Origin of the sequence: Mycolicibacter nonchromogenicus (assembly GCF_002101775.1) — a bacterium.
Taxonomy (GTDB): domain Bacteria; phylum Actinomycetota; class Actinomycetes; order Mycobacteriales; family Mycobacteriaceae; genus Mycobacterium; species Mycobacterium nonchromogenicum.
This window is the reverse complement of the sequence record NZ_LQPI01000026.1, coordinates 34,785-56,582: the sequence shown is the minus strand read 5'-3', so window position 1 is coordinate 56,582 and position 21,798 is coordinate 34,785. Positions and strand designations below refer to the sequence as shown.

At 67.6% G+C, this 21,798-nt stretch carries 21 protein-coding genes; 10 read left to right on the top strand and 11 right to left on the bottom strand.

Translation table 11 applies throughout. The features are described from left to right. The first annotated feature begins 17 nt into the window (after positions 1 to 17). Positions 18 to 1,481 (top strand): lipase maturation factor family protein, encoded by a 1,464-nt coding sequence (locus tag AWC18_RS03830; RefSeq protein WP_085137729.1) that lies wholly within the window; start codon positions 18 to 20, stop codon positions 1,479 to 1,481. Here AWC18_RS03830 and AWC18_RS03825 read toward each other — a convergent pair. The 3 genes from AWC18_RS03825 to dtd form a co-directional block, all read right to left on the bottom strand. Beyond that, positions 1,478 to 2,932, bottom strand: coding sequence for an HNH endonuclease signature motif containing protein (locus AWC18_RS03825; protein WP_085137727.1), 1,455 nt, complete (start codon positions 2,930 to 2,932; stop codon positions 1,478 to 1,480). The genes AWC18_RS03830 and AWC18_RS03825 overlap by 4 nt on opposite strands. A gap of 87 nt (positions 2,933 to 3,019) precedes the next feature. After that, entirely contained in the window at positions 3,020 to 3,445 is a 426-nt protein-coding gene (locus tag AWC18_RS03820) for a DUF2834 domain-containing protein (RefSeq protein WP_085137725.1), read from the bottom strand. Between the two features lie 35 nt (positions 3,446 to 3,480). Continuing rightward, positions 3,481 to 3,912 carry a D-aminoacyl-tRNA deacylase gene (gene dtd / locus AWC18_RS03815; protein ID WP_085137723.1) on the bottom strand — a complete coding sequence of 144 codons (432 nt, stop codon included), beginning with the start codon at positions 3,910 to 3,912 and terminating at the stop codon, positions 3,481 to 3,483. 52 nt (positions 3,913 to 3,964) lie between these two features. On the opposite strand from dtd, the gene AWC18_RS03810 reads away from it, so the two are divergent. Next, positions 3,965 to 4,276 (top strand): MTH1187 family thiamine-binding protein, encoded by a 312-nt coding sequence (locus AWC18_RS03810; RefSeq protein WP_064996670.1) that lies wholly within the window; start codon positions 3,965 to 3,967, stop codon positions 4,274 to 4,276. Here AWC18_RS03810 and AWC18_RS03805 read toward each other — a convergent pair. The 5 genes from AWC18_RS03805 to AWC18_RS03785 all read right to left on the bottom strand — a co-directional run bounded on the left by AWC18_RS03805 (position 4,269) and on the right by AWC18_RS03785 (position 8,756). Further along, positions 4,269 to 4,928 (bottom strand): M15 family metallopeptidase, encoded by a 660-nt coding sequence (locus AWC18_RS03805; protein ID WP_085137721.1) that lies wholly within the window; start codon positions 4,926 to 4,928, stop codon positions 4,269 to 4,271. The two genes, AWC18_RS03810 and AWC18_RS03805, sit on opposite strands and share 8 nt — an antisense overlap. Positions 4,929 to 4,945: 17 nt before the next feature. Beyond that, complete coding sequence (yaaA, locus tag AWC18_RS03800) at positions 4,946 to 5,635, bottom strand: peroxide stress protein YaaA (RefSeq protein WP_234806418.1); 690 nt, start codon at positions 5,633 to 5,635, stop codon at positions 4,946 to 4,948. After that, positions 5,553 to 6,206, bottom strand: coding sequence for a phosphatase PAP2 family protein (locus tag AWC18_RS03795; protein ID WP_234806414.1), 654 nt, complete (start codon positions 6,204 to 6,206; stop codon positions 5,553 to 5,555). Before AWC18_RS03795 ends, yaaA begins: the two co-directional genes overlap by 83 nt. A gap of 49 nt (positions 6,207 to 6,255) precedes the next feature. After that, a complete protein-coding gene (locus AWC18_RS03790) occupies positions 6,256 to 6,702 on the bottom strand; it encodes an STAS domain-containing protein (RefSeq protein ID WP_085137717.1) in 447 nt (148 codons plus the stop codon). A gap of 98 nt (positions 6,703 to 6,800) precedes the next feature. Further along, entirely contained in the window at positions 6,801 to 8,756 is a 1,956-nt protein-coding gene (locus tag AWC18_RS03785) for a neutral/alkaline ceramidase (protein ID WP_085137715.1), read from the bottom strand. 193 nt (positions 8,757 to 8,949) lie between these two features. Here AWC18_RS03785 and AWC18_RS03780 point away from each other — a divergent pair, with 193 nt between their 5' ends. The 4 genes from AWC18_RS03780 (at position 8,950) to AWC18_RS03765 (ending at position 13,038) form a co-directional block, all read left to right on the top strand. Further along, positions 8,950 to 10,230, top strand: a complete 1,281-nt coding sequence (locus AWC18_RS03780; RefSeq protein WP_085137713.1) for an acyltransferase family protein — start codon at positions 8,950 to 8,952, stop codon at positions 10,228 to 10,230. A gap of 19 nt (positions 10,231 to 10,249) precedes the next feature. Further along, positions 10,250 to 10,963: an Rv0518 family GDSL lipase gene (locus AWC18_RS03775; protein ID WP_085137711.1), complete on the top strand. Its 714-nt coding sequence runs from the start codon at positions 10,250 to 10,252 to the stop codon at positions 10,961 to 10,963. A gap of 53 nt (positions 10,964 to 11,016) precedes the next feature. Next, positions 11,017 to 11,994 carry an NAD-dependent epimerase/dehydratase family protein gene (locus tag AWC18_RS03770; protein ID WP_085137779.1) on the top strand — a complete coding sequence of 326 codons (978 nt, stop codon included), beginning with the start codon at positions 11,017 to 11,019 and terminating at the stop codon, positions 11,992 to 11,994. Positions 11,995 to 12,066: 72 nt separating this feature from the next. After that, positions 12,067 to 13,038: a GlxA family transcriptional regulator gene (locus AWC18_RS03765; protein ID WP_272937682.1), complete on the top strand. Its 972-nt coding sequence runs from the start codon at positions 12,067 to 12,069 to the stop codon at positions 13,036 to 13,038. 38 nt (positions 13,039 to 13,076) lie between these two features. Here the strand turns inward: AWC18_RS03765 and AWC18_RS03760 are convergent, their stop codons facing one another. Continuing rightward, positions 13,077 to 14,669 (bottom strand): UbiD family decarboxylase, encoded by a 1,593-nt coding sequence (locus tag AWC18_RS03760; RefSeq protein ID WP_085137709.1) that lies wholly within the window; start codon positions 14,667 to 14,669, stop codon positions 13,077 to 13,079. After that, on the bottom strand, positions 14,666 to 15,358 hold the full coding sequence (locus AWC18_RS03755; protein ID WP_526022688.1) for a UbiX family flavin prenyltransferase: 693 nt from the start codon (positions 15,356 to 15,358) through the stop codon (positions 14,666 to 14,668). The genes AWC18_RS03760 and AWC18_RS03755 overlap by 4 nt, the downstream gene beginning before the upstream one ends. A 198-nt stretch (positions 15,359 to 15,556) precedes the next feature. Between AWC18_RS03755 and AWC18_RS03750 the strand changes: the two genes are divergently transcribed. Then, the gene (locus tag AWC18_RS03750) at positions 15,557 to 16,279 is read left to right on the top strand and encodes an SDR family oxidoreductase (protein WP_064998235.1); all 723 of its coding nucleotides are present in this window, start codon (positions 15,557 to 15,559) and stop codon (positions 16,277 to 16,279) included. Positions 16,280 to 16,310: 31 nt separating this feature from the next. Then, entirely contained in the window at positions 16,311 to 16,958 is a 648-nt protein-coding gene (locus tag AWC18_RS03745; RefSeq protein ID WP_085137705.1) for an HD domain-containing protein, read from the top strand. 6 nt (positions 16,959 to 16,964) lie between these two features. Here the strand turns inward: AWC18_RS03745 and aceA are convergent, their stop codons facing one another. After that, positions 16,965 to 19,265 carry an isocitrate lyase ICL2 gene (aceA, locus tag AWC18_RS03740; RefSeq protein WP_064998237.1) on the bottom strand — a complete coding sequence of 767 codons (2,301 nt, stop codon included), beginning with the start codon at positions 19,263 to 19,265 and terminating at the stop codon, positions 16,965 to 16,967. A gap of 252 nt (positions 19,266 to 19,517) precedes the next feature. Between aceA and AWC18_RS03735 the strand changes: the two genes are divergently transcribed. Beyond that, the gene (locus AWC18_RS03735) at positions 19,518 to 19,877 is read left to right on the top strand and encodes a hypothetical protein (RefSeq protein ID WP_234784471.1); all 360 of its coding nucleotides are present in this window, start codon (positions 19,518 to 19,520) and stop codon (positions 19,875 to 19,877) included. A gap of 82 nt (positions 19,878 to 19,959) precedes the next feature. Beyond that, entirely contained in the window at positions 19,960 to 21,792 is a 1,833-nt protein-coding gene (locus tag AWC18_RS03730) for a fatty acyl-AMP ligase (RefSeq protein ID WP_085137703.1), read from the top strand. Positions 21,793 to 21,798: the final 6 nt, after the last annotated feature.

Sequence of the window (21,798 nt, the reverse complement as noted above, 5' to 3'; positions counted from 1 at the left end):
ACCGAGGAGTTGCGGGTGTGAACACACAGTGGGCGTGGTCGGACGGTTCCGGGTACTGGCTGGGACGGCTGCTCCTGGAACGCGGGATCGCGGCCGTCTACGTCATCGCCTTCGTCGCCGCAGCGATGCAGTTCCGCGCGCTGATCGGCGAGAACGGTATGACGCCGGTGTCCCATTATGTGCGGCGCCGCCCGTTTCGACTGACGCCCAGCATCTTTCATCTGCACTACTCGGATCGCTTCTTCGCCTGCGTGTGCTGGCTGGGTGCGGGGTTGGCCGCGGCTCTGGTGGTGGGCGCCGGAGAGCTGGTGCCGCTGTGGACGGCCATGGCGATCTGGCTGCTGCTGTGGGCGCTGTATTTGTCGATCGTCAACGTCGGCCAGACCTGGTACGCGTTCGGCTGGGAATCGATTCTGCTGGAGGCCGGGCTGCTGGCCGTCTTTCTGGGCAACGACCGCATCGCACCGCCAGTACTGGTCATGTGGTTGTCGCGCTGGCTGCTCTTCCGCATCGAGTTCGGCGCGGGTCTGATCAAGTTGCGCGGCGATTCCTGCTGGCGGGACCTGACCTGCCTCTACTACCACCACGAGACCCAGCCGATGCCGGGGCCGCTGAGCTGGTTCTTCCACCACCTGCCCAAACCGTTGCACCGAATTGAGGCGGCGGGCAACCACATCGCCCAACTGGTGGTGCCGTTCGGGTTGTTCGCGCCGCAGCCCGTCGCCGGTGTGGCCGCCGGGATCATCATCATCACCCAGCTGTGGCTAGTCGCCTCCGGCAACTTCGCCTGGCTGAACTGGATCACGATTGTCCTGGCCGCCGGCGCTCTGGACCAGTCCTGGCTGATCGGAATGGGTTCGGGCCTGCAACCGCCTGACATGGCGCACGCTCCGACGTGGTTTACCGCCCTGGTGCTGGTGCTCACGGCGACGGTTGTGACACTGAGCTACTGGCCGGTGCGCAATATGGCGTCGCGCAATCAGCGCATGAATATCAGCTTCAATCCGCTTCATCTGGTCAACAGCTACGGCGCGTTCGGGACGGTCGGTCGCTCCCGTCGGGAGCTGGTGATCGAGGGAACGGCGGCGACGGAACTCACCGATCAGACGGTGTGGCGCGAGTATGAGTTCAAAGGCAAACCCGGCGCGGTGGATCGGCTCCCGCGTCAGTGGGCTCCCTATCATCTGCGGCTGGACTGGCTGATGTGGTTCGCCGCGCTCTCGCCGCGGTATGGATTGCCGTGGCGTGACGCCCTGCTGCAGCGGCTGCTGAACAACGAGCGCGACACGTTACGTCTGTTGCGCCACAACCCGTTTCCGGACCGCCCACCGCACTATGTGCGGATCCTGCTCTACGAGTACCGCTTCACCACACCGGCTGAGCGGCGACGCGACGGGGCCTGGTGGCACCGCAGCCTGGTGGGCGCCGAGCTGTCGCCGGTCTCAGCCGCCCAGTTGTCCGCGCCACCGGACCTCCGTTAGTCATCGCGCCAGGCCCAGTCCTCGGGTGGATCGCCCGGCGGAGCAGGCCGAATGTGACGGTCGATGAAGTTCTCGATGAAGTGATACGGATTGACGCGTGGTTGGCCGCGTTCGAGGGCCGGGGGAGGGATCCATTCGACCCGTCCGGTACCGCCGAGTGTGGTGCGCCAATTGTGTTGGCTGGCCATGCGATTGTCGGGGGCACACGCCAGGGCCAGGGTGTCGATGTCGGTGAGCCCGTCATCGGCCCAGTCCCGCTCCAGGTGATGGGCTTGAGTGAGATAACCCGAAACCGCACAGCCGGGACGAGTACAGCCACGGTCGCGGGCGTGCAGCACGATGCGTTGATCCGCCGATGCGATGCGTTTGCTGCGGCCCAGCCACAACGCCCGGCCACGACCGTCGAACAAGGCCAGGTAGTGGTAGGCGTGTTCAGCCATGCGCAGCAGGTCGGGCATCGGCAACAGGGTGCCGCCCGCGGTGAGCGCTTTGCCGGTGGCGGCGGCATCGCCGCCGGGCTCGCGTCCGGCCGCAGCCTCTAACTCCGCCAATGTCGTGGTGACGATGACGGTGGCCGGCAGCCCGTTGAGCTGGCCGAGACTCTTGGCGGCGAGCACGGCACGGCCGGCGGCCAGCAGCGCGTCGTGGTTGCGTTGCGCCGGGCTGCGATCGTCATGGCGGATCTGGTCTTCGCTGGCGGTGCCGTCCACGCACGGGCTTTCGTCGGCCGCGTTGCACATTCCGGGCGCCGCCAGCTTGGCCAGGATGGGCTCGAGGGTGGCACGCAGCTCCGGGGTGATGCGCCCACTCAACGAGCTCATCGCATCGAAGTCTTGGCGCCCCAGGCGCAGTCCACGCCGGGCCTGGCGTTCGCGATCGGAAAAATCGCCGTCCGGGTTCAGCACTGCGACCACGTGATCGGCCAACCGTTGGAAGGTCTCTGGCCCGTACTCGCCGGCCAGCACCGCGAGATGGCCTTCGGCGCGTTCACGATCGGGGGCGGGGACGGTACCGGGAATCGATGCGTGGGCTTTGCGGGCGATCGCCACGTGTTCAGGACCCACTCGTCCCTCGGCCTGGGCCGCCGACAGGGCCGGCAGCAGCGGCTCCAACGGCTCACCGGTCACCGAGGTGCGTGGACCCAATTCGGCTGCCTCAGAAAGCCTTCGCCGGGCGGCGGCGCTGCTGATCCGTAACCTTTCGGCCAGCGCTTTCGCCAAGGAACCGGCCCCCAACGCGCCGGGATCGCCTTCGGCGACCAGGCGGGCCAGGATCCGGTGCTCGACCACCGGCGCCCGCCACGCCAGCTGCTCACGCCGCGCCAGCACCGACAGCAGTTCCTCGACGCTCAGTGCGTCATACGAACACGCCTGCAGCTGCTCGGTGGCGGCCTCGATCGTCGCCAGACACCCCAGGATGGTGTCTCGATCGGCGACCGCACCTCTGCTCATATATCGAACACTAGTTCGATGCACCGACAAAAACGGGCCTCGGGGAGTGGCCTACTAAGAAGACAGTGAGGGAATCGCGGGCGGCACCTACTGGGTGACGACCCACAGGGTGCCGACGATCGGCACCAGTGTGGCCACCGCCAGCAGCGCCACATCAACCGCGCCCAGCCCGGGCGCCGAGGCACTTTCGGCGGCCATTCGCCGTTCCCGGGCAATCAGAAACAGCGGGAACGTGAAGCTGATCGCCGTGACGAACGCGCCGAAGACATAGGCCCAGACGAACCGCACATTGTGTTTGCGGGCCTCGGAGACCATCAGCACCGTCACCGGCACCGAGAGCATCAGGATGTCCGCGGTGATCGAGCGTGACGCCGCTGTCACCGCGGTGTCCGGCAGGAACTGGGAAAGGAAGGCGGATCCGTCGTAGGCCAGATTCTGACTCCAGGTGGCGACAAGCGCAGCGACGGCGCTGACGGCATACACTCCGCAACGGATCTTGGCAGCTGTGTTCATCCGGCCACCGTAGCGTCCACGGCCCGGATTTCGGCTCAGATCTCGAGCAGCACCGTCACCGGGCCGTCGTTGACCAACTCCACCTGCATATGCGCCCCGAACTGCCCGGTCGCCACCTGTGCGCCCAACTTTCGCAATGCCTCGGCGAACTCGGCGACCAGAGGTTCGGCGACCGGACCCGGCGCCGCGGCATTCCACGATGGCCGCCGCCCCTTGGCGGTGTCGGCGTAGAGCGTGAACTGGCTGACCACCAGAATCGGCGCACCCACATCCGCTGCCGATTTCTGATCGTCGAGAATGCGTAACTGCCAAAGCTTTTCGGCGAGTCGTTGGGCCTTGGCGGCATCGTCGCTGTGGGTCACGCCGACGAGTGCCAGCAGGCCCTGGCCGTCCGGTTCGATCGCGCCGACCGTCTGACCGTCGACCGTGACGCGGGCCGATGAGACACGCTGGAGAAGAACTCGCACGGCCACGATGCTAAGTAGGCTGGCCGTGTGCCTTCCGGGAGGGGTGAGTCACGTGTCGGTCTTGGTTGCGTTCTCGGTAACGCCGCTCGGCGTGGGGGAGGGAGTCGGCGAGATCGTCGCGGAGGCGGTCCGGGTCGTTCGGGAGTCGGGCCTGCCCAATCGCACCGATTCCATGTTCACCGTGATCGAAAGCGACAGCTGGGCCGAAGCGATGGGCGTGGTGCAACGGGCGGTGGAAGCGGTTGCCGCGCGTTCACCCCGGGTCAGCACCGTGATCAAGGCCGACTGGCGAGATGGCGCGGTCGACGCGATGAACACCAAGGTCGAATCGGTGGAACGGCACCTGGCGGCGCCGCCTAGTTGACCGGCACGTCCAGGATCGGGCGCCCCACGTCGGCGCCCGGCCCGTTGAAATGCCACCATTCCCCGGCGTAGTAGGCCAGGCCGCCGGCACTCATCGCGTCGCGCAGCGCGGCGCGCTCGGCCGTGGCGCGGGCGCTGATCCCCTCGGCGAATGCCATTGCCGTCGGCGAGAAGTCATCGAATCCGGTGCCCATCTCCGACAATCGCCCATAGGCGTCGGCGGTCGTCACGTCGACCGAGCGCCCGGTCTCGTGGCTGCGGGCCAACGAGCCCGGACGGGCCACCCAGTTCGGGTTCGGCACCACCTCGAACATGCGCACCTGCACGTTGTGGGGCCGGTAGCAGTCCCAGAACACCAATAGTCGGCCTCGGCTGCGCAGCGCGGCGGCCGCCGTCGCCAAACCCGGCGCCAGCGACTCGTGCACCAGACACCGAGCGTTCGACGGGTAGAGCTGTTCACCCACGAAGTTGTTCGCGGTGGCATAGCGCAGGTCGATGATGGCGTCCGGCACCACGGTCCGCACGTCGACGAACCCGGCGGCCCGCGCCTGCTCCGACAGCGGGGGCACCTCCGCTCCCGGGGCCGCGGACGCAGTGCCGGAGGCCCCGGCGAGCAGCAACGCAGCAACAATCACCCTCGGCAGACTCCGCATCTGCCCATTGTGGCCTGTCAGGCGGCAACCACAATCGTCAGTCGGCGGTCGTCGCGTTCCACCCGCATGCCGGCCCGCCGGGCGATGGCGGCCACCGCGGCGGCATCATCAGGTTCGGCCCTGGTGCTGGCCAGGGCCCGTGCCAGTCGCCCCTTGTGCGCTTTGTTGAAGTGACTCACCGAGATTCGTCGCCCGTCGGGGTGCTCGGCAACCACATCGACACGGACGGAACCCGGGATCCCGGCCAGTGCCGCATAGGACCCGGACCGCAGGTCGACGATCAGTTCGGCCGAGGCGATCTCGGCCAGCACCGGCTCCAGCACGGGGCGCCAGCGCTTGGCCAATCCCGGCTTTCCGGGCAGCTTGGCTGACGCCGAGAGGCGGTATGCCGGTATGGGATCCGTTGCCCGCAGCATGCCGAACAGGGCGGAGCCGACGGCCAATCGTGCGCCGGCCCGGGCGGCTGCGGCGCCGCGCAGCGAGTCGACGTCCAGCGCGTCATACAACACTCCGGTGTAGCGCTGAATTGCCGGAGTCGTGGCAGCGGTGCGCAATGCGGCGTTGCGCTCGATCTCAGCGTCTTGGGACGCCGACAAGCCCAGTGCGCTGCGGCTGACCTCTGGATCAGCGGCCAGCTCCACCAGCTCGTCGACCAGTTCCGCCCTCAGGCCCGTGAGTTGTGGGGAGCTCAGTGTCTCCAGGCGCAGCGGGGGCCCGTCGCCGCCGGTGCGTTTGGTCTCCGACGGGGGCAGCAGCACGATCACACGCAGACGTTAACCGAGCCGTCGCCGACACCAGCGCGGTGGCGAGCATGACCGCGCCCACGGTGTCGGTGACGTAGTGGTAGCCGCAGCCCACCAGACCGAGAATGCCCAGCAGGCTCAGCAGAATCGCCGCGGCCAGAGCCCAGATCCGGGCCAGTGCCGAGCCGGCCACCAGAACCATCATTCCCAGCACCGCGACCAACAGCGCGGTATGGCCGCTGGGGTATTCGAGGTAGGGCCCGTTACGCCGATCGAAGAGGTGCTTGAGCACCACGGTGACGGCGGTGACGGCGAACGGGCAGGCCAGGACCGCGGTCGCCAGCGCCCACTGCCTGCGCGATAAGGCCACCACCAGGCACACCACCGTCACCGCCAGCATCAGCCAGCCGCTGGTGAAGGTCAGTAGCCACCGGGGCTGCTCGCCGAGAACGGTGCCGGTCGCGTGGCTGAACCAGTCGTCGATCGGTGTCGAGCCGCGTCCCACCGCCCAACCGAGCGCCAGCGTCGCCAACACGCCGGCCAGCGGCCACCAACGCAGTACGGTGGCGAGTCCTCGACCTATCTCAGGCCGACTTCTGGAACAGCGGCAGCAGCAGTTGACGGCGCTGGTCGTTGCCGTCGGCACGAGCGTGCAGCGCCTGCTCCACCGACCGCGATGTCGGGAACATGGCGTCCTCGTCGAAGTCGCCCAGCAGTTCATGCACCGACGCGCTCTCGATGAGGGTCCACTCCACTCCCGCGGCACGGCAGTCGCCGTCCAGGACGCACAGCAACCAGATGCCGGCGGCGGCGAACGAGGTGACCCCGCTCAGGTCGAGCACCAGCGGCTCCTTGGCGAGCACGAAGCGCCGGGCGTGTTCACTGAGCTGGTCCACGTTGGTGGAGTCGATGCGCCCCCGGATCGCGATCACCGTCGCAAGGTGACGGTAGTGCGCCCGAATCTGTGCCCCGCCGCACTCGACGACCGGGTTGATCTGTGCTGTGCCCCGTGTGGTGGTCTCGATTGCCATTCCAGCCCCCGCCTTCCGCGTCGACCGCCGTCGGCAGCTGCGCCGACCTCGATGTTTCCGACGTTATGCGGCGAAGTTAAGGCCACATGGGCGACCGATTAACGCTTTGGTGAGATATCGAACGGCTCGGTCGCCCCGCTGAACGCGCTGATCCGCCCGTCTCGATCCCGGGCATCGCCGTCATAGCGGAGCCGGTATCGCCCCGCAGCGGTGTCTTCGGGAACGGCCCAGGTGACCGTGACGGTGGACCCGCGCCGGCCGACCCGTCGCCAGCGGAAGGTCGTCGACCAGTCCCCGTCGTCGGCCACGGTGCGCCACCGGCCATCCGTTTGGTGCTCCACCCGCACATAGGTGCCACCGCGATGCAGGTCATTGTTCGGGTACGCGCCGGCGAAAACCGCCGACACCGTGGCGCCCGGCTGGTACGCGGGCAGCGGGGCTTCCAAGACATCGCCGTACCGCCGGCCGGCGGCCAGCGCATCCGGCTTCGTCCGGTGCCGGGAACGCCGCAGACGGGACGGTTCAGCGGGACGCGTGCCCGGCGGCGCCGGCCGTTGGTCGCGCATCGCGGTGGCCAGCTCGGACACCACCTGCTGCAGGGCCGGCAGCTCCCAGCGCCCGAACAGGGTGCTGCCACCCTCGTAGCGCTGCTCGTCGTATTCCTCCGGCGTGGTCACGTAGTGCAGGTAGCCGTTGCTGTAGCCGGCCACCAACACGTCGCGCAGTTCGGCCCCGACGATCTGCGCCACCGTGCGGCGCAACCGCAGTCCCGCCACGATGGTCACTTCGGCGGGAATGCCGATCAGGTAGAGCTGCCCGATGCGCAGCAATTGCACCGGGCCGCCTTCGGGCATCAGCATCGACAGGGCCTTGTTCAGCCGGATGCCGGGACCCACCGCTCCCTTGGGCGCCTGCGCGTCACGCAGGCGGGGGGAGAGGCGGTACACCGTGTTGGCGATCAGGCTGTCGAAGAACCGGTTGCGGCCCTGCTTGAACACCGGGTACGCCGGACCGGCACCTTCGTCGGTGCCGGCCAGGCAGGAGGCGCCCGCGATCGCGGGGCCGGTGCGATGGGCCCGGCCGTCGCCGGTGAATTCGGGCCGCACCTCGAAATCGGTCAGGTCGACATAGGTGGCGCGGGCGTCGAGGCCCCCGGTGACCGCGGTGCCGTGCCCCAGGGTCAGTTCGGTGGCCGCCACGGCTTGGCGGGACCCGATGATCCGGGTGTTCTCGAATTCGTCGTCGGTGGGTCCGCTGCCGGGCCGCTGACCGATATTGGGCGACATGTCCCCGGAGTTGGTCTGAGCGAAGGCCGCGATGAAGTCCGGTGGCTCCGCGGCCAGGTAGTCGACGCCATGGTCCCGGCGCTCGCACAGGTAGGCGGCGTAACCCTTGTTGTCGCCACTGATCAAGGTGTTGCGGTTGGTCATGGACGTGCCGTGGGTGGCAAACCAGTTCACCGCCCCGACCAGCCGGCCTTCGCGTTCGATACGCAGCAGGGTGGTCTGCGGATCGATCTTGTCCGGGAAGTGAGCGCGCTCGGCCTCCGGGTTGCGGGCGAACGACGACGGCGAGCGGTTGCAGCTGGCATCGTGCAACCGGCCCACGGCCAGGCTCAGCTGGGCGGGAGCGAGGTCGGCGTGCGCTCGCTCGACGGCTTCGCAGATCCCGTCGACGATCGCGTTGAAGGTCTGAGGCCGGAACCCCTTGGTGTTGGAGTTGTAGAGCCGGTGGTCGGAGTAGCCGCCCGGGCCGCAATGGGTGTGCGTCGCCGTCAACATCACGTTGCCGAACGTGTACAGCTCGCCATAGGTCGCGGCCAGACGTGCGAGCACCTCGCGGTGCACGCTTTCCAGCAGCAGCGGAATCTCACAGACCACCAGCAGCAGCCGGGTTCCGGCGGCCGGATCGACGATGACGAATGCCCGCGCGCGCAGCCGGTTGTGCAGGCCGTCGGTCTGTTGCGAGGCCACGCCGTAGCCGAGCATTCCGCACTCGGCCGCCTCGCCGGTGATGTCGGCGATTCCGCGCCCAACCTGATAGTCCTCTGGCATCGCTACAGTATTCACAACGGCACTTCGGTTGGGTCGCCGACGTGCCCGGTCGATTACTTCACCCGGGACAGTCCCGCTGTTAGTCTGCGAGGGCTGCCGGCCACCGGGCTGCGGCTGCCGATCGCCGGGCCGTCTCGGTGGGCCCGCACCCGAGGCAGTCAGGACATGCGATGCCCACCGGCGAAAGAGTGTTGTGCGCAGCGGAGAGATCAAGGCACTGACCGGGCTTCGCATCATCGCCGCTGTCTGGGTGGTGCTGTTTCACTTCCGGCCCCTGCTGCAACTGGCGTCCCCGCAGCTCAGCGACACGCTTGCCCCGGTGCTCGACCGCGGCGCCCAGGGCGTCGACCTGTTCTTCATCCTCAGCGGCTTCGTGCTGACCTGGAACTACTTGGAGCGCATGGGGGAGACGTTCTCCGTGCGCGCCACCGTGCACTTCCTGTGGCTGCGCCTCGCCCGGGTCTGGCCGATCTACCTGGTGACCATGCACCTGGCGCTGCTGTGGGTGATCTTCACCCTGCACGTCGGCCACGTCCCGACCGAGGATCTCAGCCGGTTCACCGCGATCAGCTACGTGCGGCAGGTCCTGCTGGTGCAGTTGTGGTTCGAGCCGTTCTTCGACGGGACGAGCTGGGACGGGCCGGCCTGGTCGATCAGCGCCGAGTGGCTGGCGTACCTCTTATTCGGCGTGCTGGTGCTGGCGGTCTACCGGATGATGCGGGTCACCTCCGCGCGCGGGCTGGCGATACTGGCGATCATCGCCTCGCTCCCGCCGCTGCTGCTGTTGCTGGCGACGGGCGAGTTCTACAGCCCGTGGAGCTGGTTGCCGCGCATCGTCATGCAGTTCACCGCGGGCGCGCTGGCCTGCGCCGCGGTACGCAAGATCAGCCCGACCGACTCGGCCCGCCGCGCCGCCGGGTATTGCTCGGCGCTGATCATCGCCGCCATGGTCGCGATCCTGTATTACTTCGACAGCCATCCGATCTCCGGGCTCTACGACAGCGGCGGCCTGGTCGATGTGCTGTTCGTGCCGCTGGTGATGGCCCTGGCGATCGGCATCGGCAGCCTTCCCGCGCTGCTGTCCACGCGCGCGATGGTCTACGGCGGGCAGATCTCGTTCTGCCTGTACATGGTCCATGAATTGGTGCACACGTCGTGGAACTGGGCCGCCAAGCAGTTCGATATCGTGCTCGACGAGGGTGCGACCGAGGCCAAATGGATGGTGTGCGGCCTGCTGGTGGCGGCGACACTGTTGTCGATGCTGCTGTTCCACGCTGTGGAAGAACCCGGGCGGCACTGGATGCGCAGGATGATCGGTGCCCGGCCGGAATCCGCCCAGGTGACACCGGCCGAAGATCCCCTGGCGGTGGAACCGCCGGAGCCGGACAACCCGGATGACGAGAACGATTCGCACGACTCGGACGACGCCGTCCTCGCCGAAGCCAAGGTCGCGGTTCCGGCTAGTCTGCGCTGAAGCTGGGGAGGAAGTAGCCGTGAGTCGGGTGCTGACGTTCGCCGTGGCGATGGTGACCGGTGTCGTCGCGGTGGTCGCGGGAACCGGTTACCTCGCACGCGATCACGAGACGCCGCGCCACTACGAAACGGTGCCGCTGAGTGCCTCCCCGAATCGGATCGCGGTGATCGGTGACTCCTACACCTCCGGATACGAGGACACCGGCCGCGGTGCGGCGAACTGGACCGAGCGGGCATGGCAGAACCTGGCCGGCCGCGGGGTCTATGTCAGCGCCGACGTGGCGGCCGAGGGCGGTGCGGGGTACGGCGTGCCCGGCAACCACGGCTCCCTGTTCGGCGACCTGACCCGCCGCGTGGTGCAACCCGACGACGCCCTGGTGGTGTTCTTCGGCTCGCGCAACGACCAGGACGTCGACCCGGGGGAGTTGAGCCGGCTGATCGGCGACACCCTGGGCTTGGCCCGCCGTACCGCGCCGGGGGCGCGGATGCTGGTGATCGGGCCGCCGTGGCCCACCGCCGAGGTCCCGGGCAACGTGTGGCGGATCCGCGATCTGCTCGCCATCCAGGCACGCCTCGTCGATGCGGAGTTCGTCGACCCGCTCGCGGAGCGGTGGTTCGTCGGCATGCCCGACCTGATCGGCCCGGACGGGGTACACCCCACCGACGCCGGTCACGCCTACATGGCCGACAAAATCGCCCCGCTGATCGGTGCTGCGCTGCCCCGGCGCACTTAGCCCAAAACCGGACGGAACGCCACCGGCCTCAGCAGTATGGGCAGATGGACTCCATGCGCGTACTGATCACCGGTGGAACCGGATTCGTCGGGGGCTGGACCGCCAAAGCGATCGCCGATGCCGGGCACCGGCCGCGGTTCCTGGTCCGCAACCCGGCGGGCCTGCACAGCAGCGTGGCGCGCCTCGGCGTCGATGTGTCCGACTACGTCGTCGGTGACATCACCGACGCGGACTCGGTGCGCGAGGCGCTGCGCGGCTGCGACGCGGTCGTCCACGCTGCTGCGGTGGTGGCCACCGATCCGCGCCAGACGGAGCAGATGTTGTCCACGAACTCGGCCGGTGCCCACCACGTGCTCGGCGGGGCGGTTGAGTTGGGGCTGGACCCGATCATTCACGTCTCCAGCTTCACCGCGCTGTTTCACCCGGGACTGACGATGTTGCGCGCGGACCTGCCGGTGGCTGGGGGCACCGACGGCTACGGCCGGTCGAAAGCCCGCGAAGACCTCTACGCGCGCGGACTGCAGGACGCCGGCGCCCCGGTCAACATCACCTATCCGGGCATGGTGCTCGGGCCGCCGGTCGGAGACCGGTTGGGGGAGGCCGGCGAAGGTGTGCGGGCGGCGCTGCAGATGCACGTCATTCCCGGGCGTGGCAGTGCCTGGCTGGTGATCGACGTTCGTGACCTCGCGGCACTGCACCTGGCGCTGCTGGAGCCGGGCCGTGGGCCGCGCCGGTACATGGCCGGAGGCCGGCGGGTGCCGCCGGGCGAGTTGGCGAACCTGCTTCAGGAGTTGTCGGGTTCTCCCATGGTCGCCCTGCCGGTACCCGATGTCGCCCTGCGCTGGGCGGGCCGCTTCTTGGATCAAGTCGAGCGGGCGCTGCCGTTCTCGGTTCCGGTCACCGAGGCGGGCATGCAGTACTACACCCAGATGCCCGAATCCGATGACGCCCCTGCCGAACGCGATTTCGGCATCGTGTTCCGAACCCCCCGGGAAACACTGGCCGACACCATTGCGGGCATCCGCGGCTAGCCGCCTGCTCGGGAGCTCCGGGCTCGTCGGCTCTCGCCGCCTGTACACCGGGGAAGGCGACATAATGGCTGCGTGACTGATCCCGGTGCCGGCTCACGGCTGGTGGTGATCGTCGTCTTCGACGAGGTGACGATGCTCGATGTCGCCGGGGCAGCAGAAGTCTTCGTCGAAGCCAATCGGTTTGGCGCGGATTACGTGGTCAAGTTCGCCTCGGTGGACGGCCGCGATGTGACGACCTCGATCGGCGCCCGGCTGGGTGTCACCGACCGTCTTGCCGACATCGTTTCCGCCGACACCGTCCTGGTCGCCGGCGGCGACTATCTGCCCCGGCGCCCCATCGATCCAGCACTTGTCGACGCCGTCAGGTCGGTTGCCGGCCGAACCCGACGCTTGGCCTCCATCTGCACCGGGTCTTTCATCCTGGCCCAGGCCGGTGTGCTCAGCGGCCGTCGTGCCACCACCCACTGGCACGAGGCCAGGTTGCTGGCGCGGGCATTTCCCGACATCGCGGTCGAGCCGGACGCCATCTTCATCCGTGACGGCGATGTCTACACCTCGGCCGGCGTGTCAGCAGGTATCGACCTCGCATTGGCGTTGGTCGAATTGGATCACGGCGGCAAGCTGGTTCGCGAGGTGGCGCGATGGCTGGTGGTCTATCTGAAACGCGCAGGCGGACAGTCACAATTCTCCACGCTGGTCGAGGCGGATCCGCCCCCGGAGTCTGCGCTGCGCAAGGTCACCGACGCGATCGCGGCCGACCCGGCCGACGACCACAGCGTGAACGCTCTGGCCAGGCGCGCCGCGTTGAGCAGCCGGCAACTGACCCGGCTGTTTCAGTCCGAACTCGGGACCACCCCGGCCCGCTATGTCGAGACGGTGCGTATCGATGCCGCCCGCGCCGCGCTCGACGCCGGCCACAGCGTCACCGAATCCGCGCACCGAGCAGGTTTCGGCAGCGCGGAAACACTGCGCCGGGTGTTCACCGACCACTTGGGCGTGTCGCCGAAGGCCTACCGGGATCGGTTCCGCACGACGGTCCGCTGAGGCTGTTCGGCCGGTGGTATCGGGAATGCGCCACGGTCTTACACCGCCGGAAACCGTCTGCTCAGCTTCTCCAGGGTCAGCATTTCGCGGCCCGCTTCGTCGAGGTAGGGAATACCGATCCCATACTCTGCCCACCGGGCTGCGATTCGGGCCTCCAGTTCCGGAGCGAGCCGGTCGGTCGGTGGGAACCGGCGCTTGCCCCACGCGTCGCGGGGCTCGATCTCCCAGCTACGAGTGGCATCGACGAGCACCCGGGTCCATTCGCCCGCGCCGTACTTGTTGGCGTCGTTGCGTTCCGGCGGAGTCGACGGATCCAATGAGGACCCGAATCCCGGCCCGAAGAAGGCGATATCGCCCAGTCCGGCGTTGACTCGGTACGACATGGCCCAGTCCAGCGCTGCCGGGTCATGCACATCGATGTCCTCTTCGACGACCACGACATTCTTGTGGAACCACACCGCACCGCCGGTGCCCCACAACGCCGCGGCGATCTGTTGCGGATGGCCCCGGTAGCGCTTTTGGATCTGTACCAGGGTGTTCTGACCGTTGGTGACCTCCGTCATCCATAGGTCGGTGATGCCACCGATCCCGAGATCGTCGAGCGCGTTCCAGGTGATCGCCGATCGTGCGAAGTTGATGATGCTGTCCTCGTTCAGCATTCCGGGCCGGATGCCCTCGAGGGTGCCGCGTAACAGCGGATCATTGCGGTGGGTGATACGCGTGACCCGCAAGACGGGCGCGGGTGCGGCATCGCCGATGAATCCGGGGTACTCCGCGAACGGGCCCTCCATGACGAAGTTTGCGGGGTCGGGATCGATGTATCCTTCGACCACGATCTCGGCCGATGCCGGCACGTGCAGGGGAACCGACTCGCAGGCGACCAGATCCACCGGGCGACCGAGTAAGGCGCCCATCATGTCCCATTCGCAGACGCTCTTCGGGAACGGACTGCCGGCGCAGAACGGCAGCACGTCGTGCCAGCCGTAGACGACGGCAACCGGCATCGGCTCCGGTTTGTATTCGGCCATATGGCCACCCCAGCCCTGGCTCGGAACCAGGAGTTTGGCGATCTTGTCGCGGCCCACGATCATGCCCCGGTACAGGCCGATGTTGTCGCGGCCCGTGGCCTTGTCCTGGGTGACCACACCGCAGTAGGTGTCGATGTAGCGGCCGCCGTCTTCACCGTGCCACTTGGGCACCGGCAGCTCATGCAGGTTGATGTCGGCGCCTTCGACGATGTTCTCCCTGACCGGACCGGTCTCGACCACCCGCGGTGGAATGGGATTCTTGAACGCCTCGCGAAGGTGCGCGACGATCCGCGAATCGCTGGTGTCCTCGGGCAGCCCCAGCATGAGCCGGATCTGGCGTCGGCTCCCAAGCGCCGACGTCACGAGCTTGGTGCATCGGGTGCTGGTGTGGCCGACGATGTTCTCGAACAGCAATGCGGGCCCGCCCAGAGAAAGGTTGGCCCGGGTGATCGCGCCGATCTCCTCGTTCCAGTCGACGGGAACGGTGACACGGCGCAACTGGTCTGCAGCCTCCAGGGTGGCGAGCCAACTGCGCAGATCCGGTCCGGCGTTGTCTGGTTCGGCGCTGTTGGTGAGATCGGGAAGTCCTGTGGTGGATGTCATTTCGCTCGCCTCACGACCGTCAGCGGAGGTGTCGACTCGTCGGCTTGGCGGTTGGCCGCGTCACGATCCGGACCCGGGCGTTGATCATCTTTCCACCGGTCGATCATTGAGTGCTCGATTCCCAGTTGGTCGATGACGCGGCCCACCACGTAGTCGGTCACCTCGTCGATGGAGCTTGGCCGTCCGTAATAGGCGACGGTCGGCGGGAAGATCACCGCGCCGGCACGCGCCAGGTAGTGCATGTTCTCCAGGTGTATCTCACTCAGCGGCGCCTCCCGGGTGACCAGGATCAGCTTGCGTCGCTCTTTGAGCGTGACATCAGCGGCACGCGTGATCAGGTTGTCGCTGAAGCCGATTCGGATAGCGCTCAACGTCTTCATGCTGCACGGGCACACCACCATTCCATCGGTGCGAAACGACCCGCTGGAAATACTCGCTGCGAGATCCCTGGCGCTGTAGCTGTGGGTCGCCAGGGCGCGGACCTCGGCCACGGTGGCATCGGTCTCGATCTTGATCGTTGCCCGTGCCCACTCGCTGAGGATCAGGTGCGTCTCCATCCCCAACTCGCCCAGCGTTTCCAATAGTCGGATGCCCAAGGCGGCGCCGGTTGCTCCGGTCAGGGCGACTACTAATCGCATCGCTGTCCTCCTTCCAGTCGATCGCCGGGCTCCAGCGCGGCGCGGCGACACCCTGGCGAACTGCCGCCAGTGTGGTGCGGCTCTGAGGCTGCCGCGATAGCCAAATCTGCCGTGGTTCCCACAGATTCAGCCACGTGCTCCGAGCCGACGTTTGTCTGAATCTGTGGGATATGCGGCAGATCAGCCACCGCTGGTTTCCCTGCTCACCGCCGAGACTGGACGGCGAGAGGCGATAGGAGAGGAACCCCGATGCCACAGACCACCCCCACACGGCGAGTTTTGGTGACCGGTGCATCCAAGGGCATCGGGCGCGCAGTCGCAGACCGCCTGGCAGCCACCGGCTTTGAGCCGATCGGTATCGCCCGCAGCACCCCGCGCGACTTTCCGGGAGCGTTCTATTCGGTAGACCTGGCTGACCGCTCAGCCACCGCGCGCACCCTGGGTACGATCCTCGCCGACGGCAGGGTCGACGCGGTCGTGAACAACGCGGGCTTCGCGCACTTCGGCCGGATCGGCTCGGTGGACCTCGATCACCTGTCTGAGACCTACGACCTGAACGTGCGCACCGCGGTACAGGTGGTTCAGGCGGTGTTGCCCGGCATGATCGACCGCAGCTGGGGCCGCATCGTCAATGTCACCAGCCTGACCGCGCAGGGTACCCAGGAGCGAACGCCGTATGCGGCGGCCAAGGCGGCGCTGGAAGCCTGCACGCGGATCTGGGCGCGGGAACTCGCGCAGACCGGAATCACGGTGAACGCGGTGGCGCCCGGCCCCACGGAGACCGAGATGTACCGCAAACGCAGTCCCGTCGGGTCAGAGCGGGAAAGCGCACTGCTGCAGAACATTCCGATGCGCCGCGTCGGGAAGCCGGCCGAGATCGCCCATGCGATCTGCTTCCTGCTGGACGAAGACGCCGGATACATCACCGGGCAGACCATCGGAGTCGATGGCGGCGGAAGTCTCGCCGGATAAATACTCGGCTTGAGATGAAGGGAACCAGATCATGACCAGAGCTGTTGACACCATCGCCGGCGTCGTCATCCCCGACACCGCCCTGGTGCGCGAGACCACCGAATACATTCGTGATGCCGAAGACGACCTGTTGTTCCATCACTCCCGCCGGGTGTACCTGTTCGGGGTGCTGCAGGGCCGCCGGCGCGGTCTGACACCCGACTTGGAACTGCTGTATGTCGGGGCCATGTTTCACGACCTGGGCCTGACCCACCGTTACCGCGAGTCGCAGCTGCGCTTCGAGGTCGACGGCGCCAACGCCGCCCGCGCCTTCCTGCTGGAGCGCGGCATCGACGAAGCCGAGGCCCGCAAGGTGTGGCTGAGCATCGCGCTGCACACCACGCCGGGCATCCCCGAATTCCTGGAGCCGGAGATCGCCCTGGTCACCGCCGGTGTCGAAACCGATGTGCTCGGGTTCGGCCGTGACGACCTGACCGCGGACCTGCGTGACGCGGTGACCGCGGCGCACCCGCGGCCCGACTTCAAACGTCGCATCCTGCACGCCTTCAACGACGGCTTCAAACATCGCCCGGACAGCACATTCGGCACCGTGAACGCCGACGTGCTCGCACACTTCGACCCGTCGTTGCACCGTCAGGACTTCGTGGAGACGATTCTCGGCAACAGCTGGCCCGAGTAGCCGTGCTCAGCCCTCTTTCGTGATCAGCTTGCCCAGCGCCTCCCCGTCGGATGCCAGCAGCTCGTCGATGCGCGGCTGGTTGACGTCCGCGACGATGATCTCGCCGACCTCCTGAATGACGCTGGAGAAGATGCCGTTCTCCTTCATCTTCTCGGTCAGATACAGGTTGTCCTGGGTGGGCGTCACGTAGTGCACCGCCACGGCCTTGAACCGGTGGATCAACCACAGGTGACACAGCGTGATCAGCCGCTTCTGCCGGAGCTTCTCGGCGAAGGTGTTCTGGTCACGCACCGTCAAGATGCTGCGGCCGTGCCGGTCCTTGATCGGGTCGACGATGACGTTGGCGAGCTTCTCGTCACCCTCGCCGTAGATCCCCAGCTCCAGCACATCGGAGCCGGGACGGGTGGGCCGCAGCTGCGCACGCAGCTTCTCGCCGAGCTGATAGTGCTCGGCCCACAGCGCCAGCCAGTCCTCCAGCAGCTTCTTGGGCACCTCGGTCTGCACCAGATGTTGATGCTGGGTGGACCCGGCGCCCATCGCCTTGGTGGTGGCCGTGCGACCCGACGACGCCGCCAGCGCAGCATCGCTGCGCGGCCCGCCGACCAGGGTCTGCGGGGTGCGGTACGGCGACTCCACCAGCCGCATCTTGCGCTGCAGGCGAGCCAGCGCCAGCATGCCGTCCTGCAACAGGGTGGCGGCGAACTCCTCGGAGGCCACCCCGTCGACCTGGTGGCCGCCGTAGGTGATGAAGTTGAAGACGAACCCCATCTTGCCCAGCTCGGCGGGGAAGGCCCGCATCTCGTCATCGGTCATGCCGGTGGTGTCCCAGTTGAACGAGGGGGACAGGTTGTAGGCCAGCATCTGGTCCGGGTACTTGGCGTGGATCGCCTCGGCGAACTCCCGGGCGTCGGCGAGGTCGGCGGTCTTGGTCTCCATCCACAGCAGGTCCGCGAACGGCGCCGCCGCCAGGGACTTGGCGATCGCATACGGAATGCCGCCGCGCACCTGGAAATAGCCTTCGGGTGTCCTGGCCCGCTCACAGTCCCAGCCGGGATCGGCGTTGAGCTCAGCAGCCTTCTCCCGGGCGGTGTACAGCGGTGCTCGCGCGGCGAATTCCCGCCACTCGGCGGCGCTCATGTCCTTCGGCTCGCCTTCACGTTCGGCGAACTCGAGCATCTTGGCGACCGCGTCGCCGAACGTCATCAGCCCGGCGTCGTTCTGCCACGCTTCGACGAACTTCGATTCGACGTCATCGAAGATGCCGTCCACCGAGGTGCGCCCGTCGCTGCGCCAGCCTTCGGCGGTTTTGGTGATCAACGCGGTGATGCCGTTGCGTTCCAGCCAGGCATCCGCCGCGGCGTACTCGCCCTCGGGCAGGTCGTAGAGCAGGTGGCCGTTGATCTCGGTGATCCCGGAGTTGAAGAACTGCCGCGTCATGGCCAGGAAGCAGGCCTTGTAGGACGGGATCTTCAGATTGGTGGTGCCCAGAATGAACGGTTGGTCCCGTTCGTCGAAGCGGCTCTCGACCAGGTTGGCCGCCTCGGCGTCGGTGCGCGCGACGATGATGCCCGGCACGCCCATGAGGTCCAACTGGAACCGGGCGGTGTTGAGCCGCTTGATCTGCTCGTCGGAGGGCACCAGCACTTTGCCGCCCTGGTGGCCGCACTTCTTGGTGCCGGGACGCTGATCCTCGATATGGTAGCCGGGCACGCCGGCCTCCACAAAGCGCCGGATCAGGTTGCGCACGTGCGGATCACCGCCATGACCGGTGTCGGCGTCGGCGATGATGAACGGCCGGTAGTCCACGGCCGGAGTGGCGGCCCGCTGCTCCTCGGTCATCTTCAGGCGCAGGTAGTGCTGATTGCGGTCGGCGGTGAGCAGGGCGCGCACCAGTCCGGCCGCTTCGTCGGGAACCTGACTCAGCGGGTAGCTGGCCAGGTCAGGACCGGGGTCTTCGGTGATGGAGCCCTTCGCCGAGGTGGCCCAGCCCCCGAGGTAGATGCCTTCGATACCGATCCGCTTCATCACCACGGCCTGGCCGGGCGAGTACGGGCCGAAGGTGGTGATGCTCTTCTTGGCGGCGAACAGCTCACGCAGCCGCGCGTAGAACGCGGTCGCTGCTTCGCGGGCGACGATGTAGTCGGAGGGGATGGTGCCGCGTTGCTCGACGACCTGGCGGGCGCTGTAGAGACGGGTGATGCCTTCAAAACGGGGGCTGTCGAAGTACTCCTGCACCGCTGCGATGTCGGCGTCGATATCGCGCTCGACCGGTGTGCTTGCCGATGGGTTCGTCTCGATGGTCGTCATGGAAATTCGTTCCCTTTCACCGGGTTGATGCGGCGGTCGAAGCGTCGCCTGCTCCTCGTCTTTCCTTCCGTGAGTCTCGCTAAACCGCCGGGTCACATGTGACGGTCCCCACATTCTTACTCCTCGTATTGTGCCGCCGTCCGCGCGGCGATAGTTCGGTTTTGCCCACATCGTCAGCACTGCGCTGCGGATGCGCTGTGAACCTCGCGAAGGCATCGGATTCGTGGGCCGAAGTGGCTAAGCTCAAGGTTCATGACGTACCGGTCAGACCGGTGGGCACAACCCTGGGAGCAGACACCGCAGGTGCTCGGCCGCTGGGCGGCACGTCGAATGAGCCGGCGCTTCGCGGGGGTGGGCGTGCGCATTCCGCCCGGGCGGCTGCGTGAGATGGCGCTCGGTGCGCCGCTGGCATCCGAGGAATCCGTCGACTACGCGTTCGCCCTCGCCGCCACGGAGATCAAGCAGGAGCAGCGGCTGGCTCGGGCACGGCGCAACCGGCAACGCCTGATGAACGCGCTCGTCGTGGCCGGGGTGATGATCGCCTCGCTCAACCTGCTGATCTGCATGGGCTATCTCATCATCAGTCTGGCGCTGCGCGAACCGGCGATGTGATCCGCCAACTCCATTGTGGTGACGCCTCTTTCGCGTCCGATGCTGGCGACGCCACAGCGACGCAGGCTCTAGACTGCGGGGCATGACGCAGCCGCAGCGTTCGACGGCCCCCACCGGACTGGTGCAGATCGAGGAGTGCCTGGACTCCGACGGCGGCATCGTTCTGCCGCCGGGGGACACCCTGATCTCGCTGATCGACCGCAATATCGCCCACGTGGGGGATGCGGTGGCGTTCCGTTACCTCGACTTCGCCGGTCCGGTGGAGGGCCAGGCGCTGGAGCTGACGTGGACGCAGCTCGGCGAGCGTCTGCGTGCCATCGGCGCCCGGCTGCAACAACTCACCGTCCCCGGCGACCGGGTGGCGATCTTGGCGCCGCAGGGACTGGACTATGTCACCGGGTTCTATGCGGCCGTCAAATGCGGAGCCGTCGCGGTGCCGCTGTTCGCCCCCGAGTTGCCGGGGCACGCCGAGCGGCTCGACACCGCTTTGCGGGACTGCACGCCGACGGCGGTGCTGACCACGGCCGCGGCGCGCGAGGTGGTGGAGGAGTTTCTGGGCCGGCTGCCGCAGCCGGTGCGGCCGCGCGTCGCCGTGATGGACGAGATTCCGAACTCCGCCGGGGCGGGGTTCCTGCCCGTCGAGATCGACGTCGACGGGGTGTCACACCTGCAGTACACCTCGGGCACCACGCGGGCACCGGTGGGCGTGCAGGTGACCCACCGATCGGTGGGCACCAACCTGCTGCAGATGATCCTGGCCATCGACATGCTGGACCGAAACACGCACGGCCTCAGTTGGTTACCGCTCTACCACGACATGGGGCTGTCGATGATCGGATTTCCGGCGGTCTATGGGGGACACTCCACGCTGATCTCGCCGACGGCCTTCATCCGCCGGCCGCAGCGCTGGATACATGCCCTGTCGGACGCCTCGCGGAGAGGCCGGGTGGTCACTGCCGCACCGAATTTCGCCTACGAGCTGACCGCGGCACGGGGCCTGCCGGCGCCGGACGCCGACATCGACCTGTCGAACGTCGTGATGATCATCGGATCCGAACCGGTGGACATGACGGCGATCACCACCTTCACCGAGGCGTTCGCGCCATATGGGTTGCCGCCCAACGCCATCAAGCCGTCCTATGGGATTGCTGAGGCCACGCTGTTCGTGGCCTCCATCGCCCCGGATGCGCAGGCGAGCGCGCTGTATCTGGACCGCGATCAACTCGGTGCCGGCCGGGCGGTGCCGGTGGCCGACGATGCTGCGGGAGCGGTGCCGCACGTCTCCTGCGGGCAGGTCGCCCGCAGTCTGTCGGCGGTGATCGTCGACGCCGAGGCCGGCGCCGAGTTACCCGACGGCCACATCGGCGAGATCTGGCTGCATGGCGACAACGTCACCGCCGGCTACTGGGGCCGGCCGGAGGAGACCCGGCACGCGTTCGGCGCCCACCTGAGGTCACGGCTGGAGCGCGGCAGCCATGCCGGTTCGGCGCCGGTCGACTGCCGGTGGCTGCGCACCGGCGATCTGGGCTTCTACCTGGACGGGGAGCTCTACGTGACCGGCCGCAGGGTGGACCTGATCACGCTCGGGGGACGCGGTCACTACCCCCAGGACATCGAAGCCAGCGTTGCGGCGGCCTCACCGATGGTGCGTGGCGGCTACGTGGTCGCGTTCGCGGTCCCGACCGAGGCCGCCGACCAGCTGGTGATCGCCGCCGAGCGCGCGACCGGCGCCGGCCGCAAAGACCCCGCGCCGGCCATCGCGGCCATTCGCGACCGGGTGCAGCGGGTGCACGGGGTGAACGCCGCCGAGGTCCGATTCGTCCCGGCCGGCGCCATCCCCCGCACCACCAGTGGAAAGCTGGCCCGCACCGCCTGCCGCGAGCAGTATCTGGCGGGCACCCTCGGGGTGCACTGAGCGGCG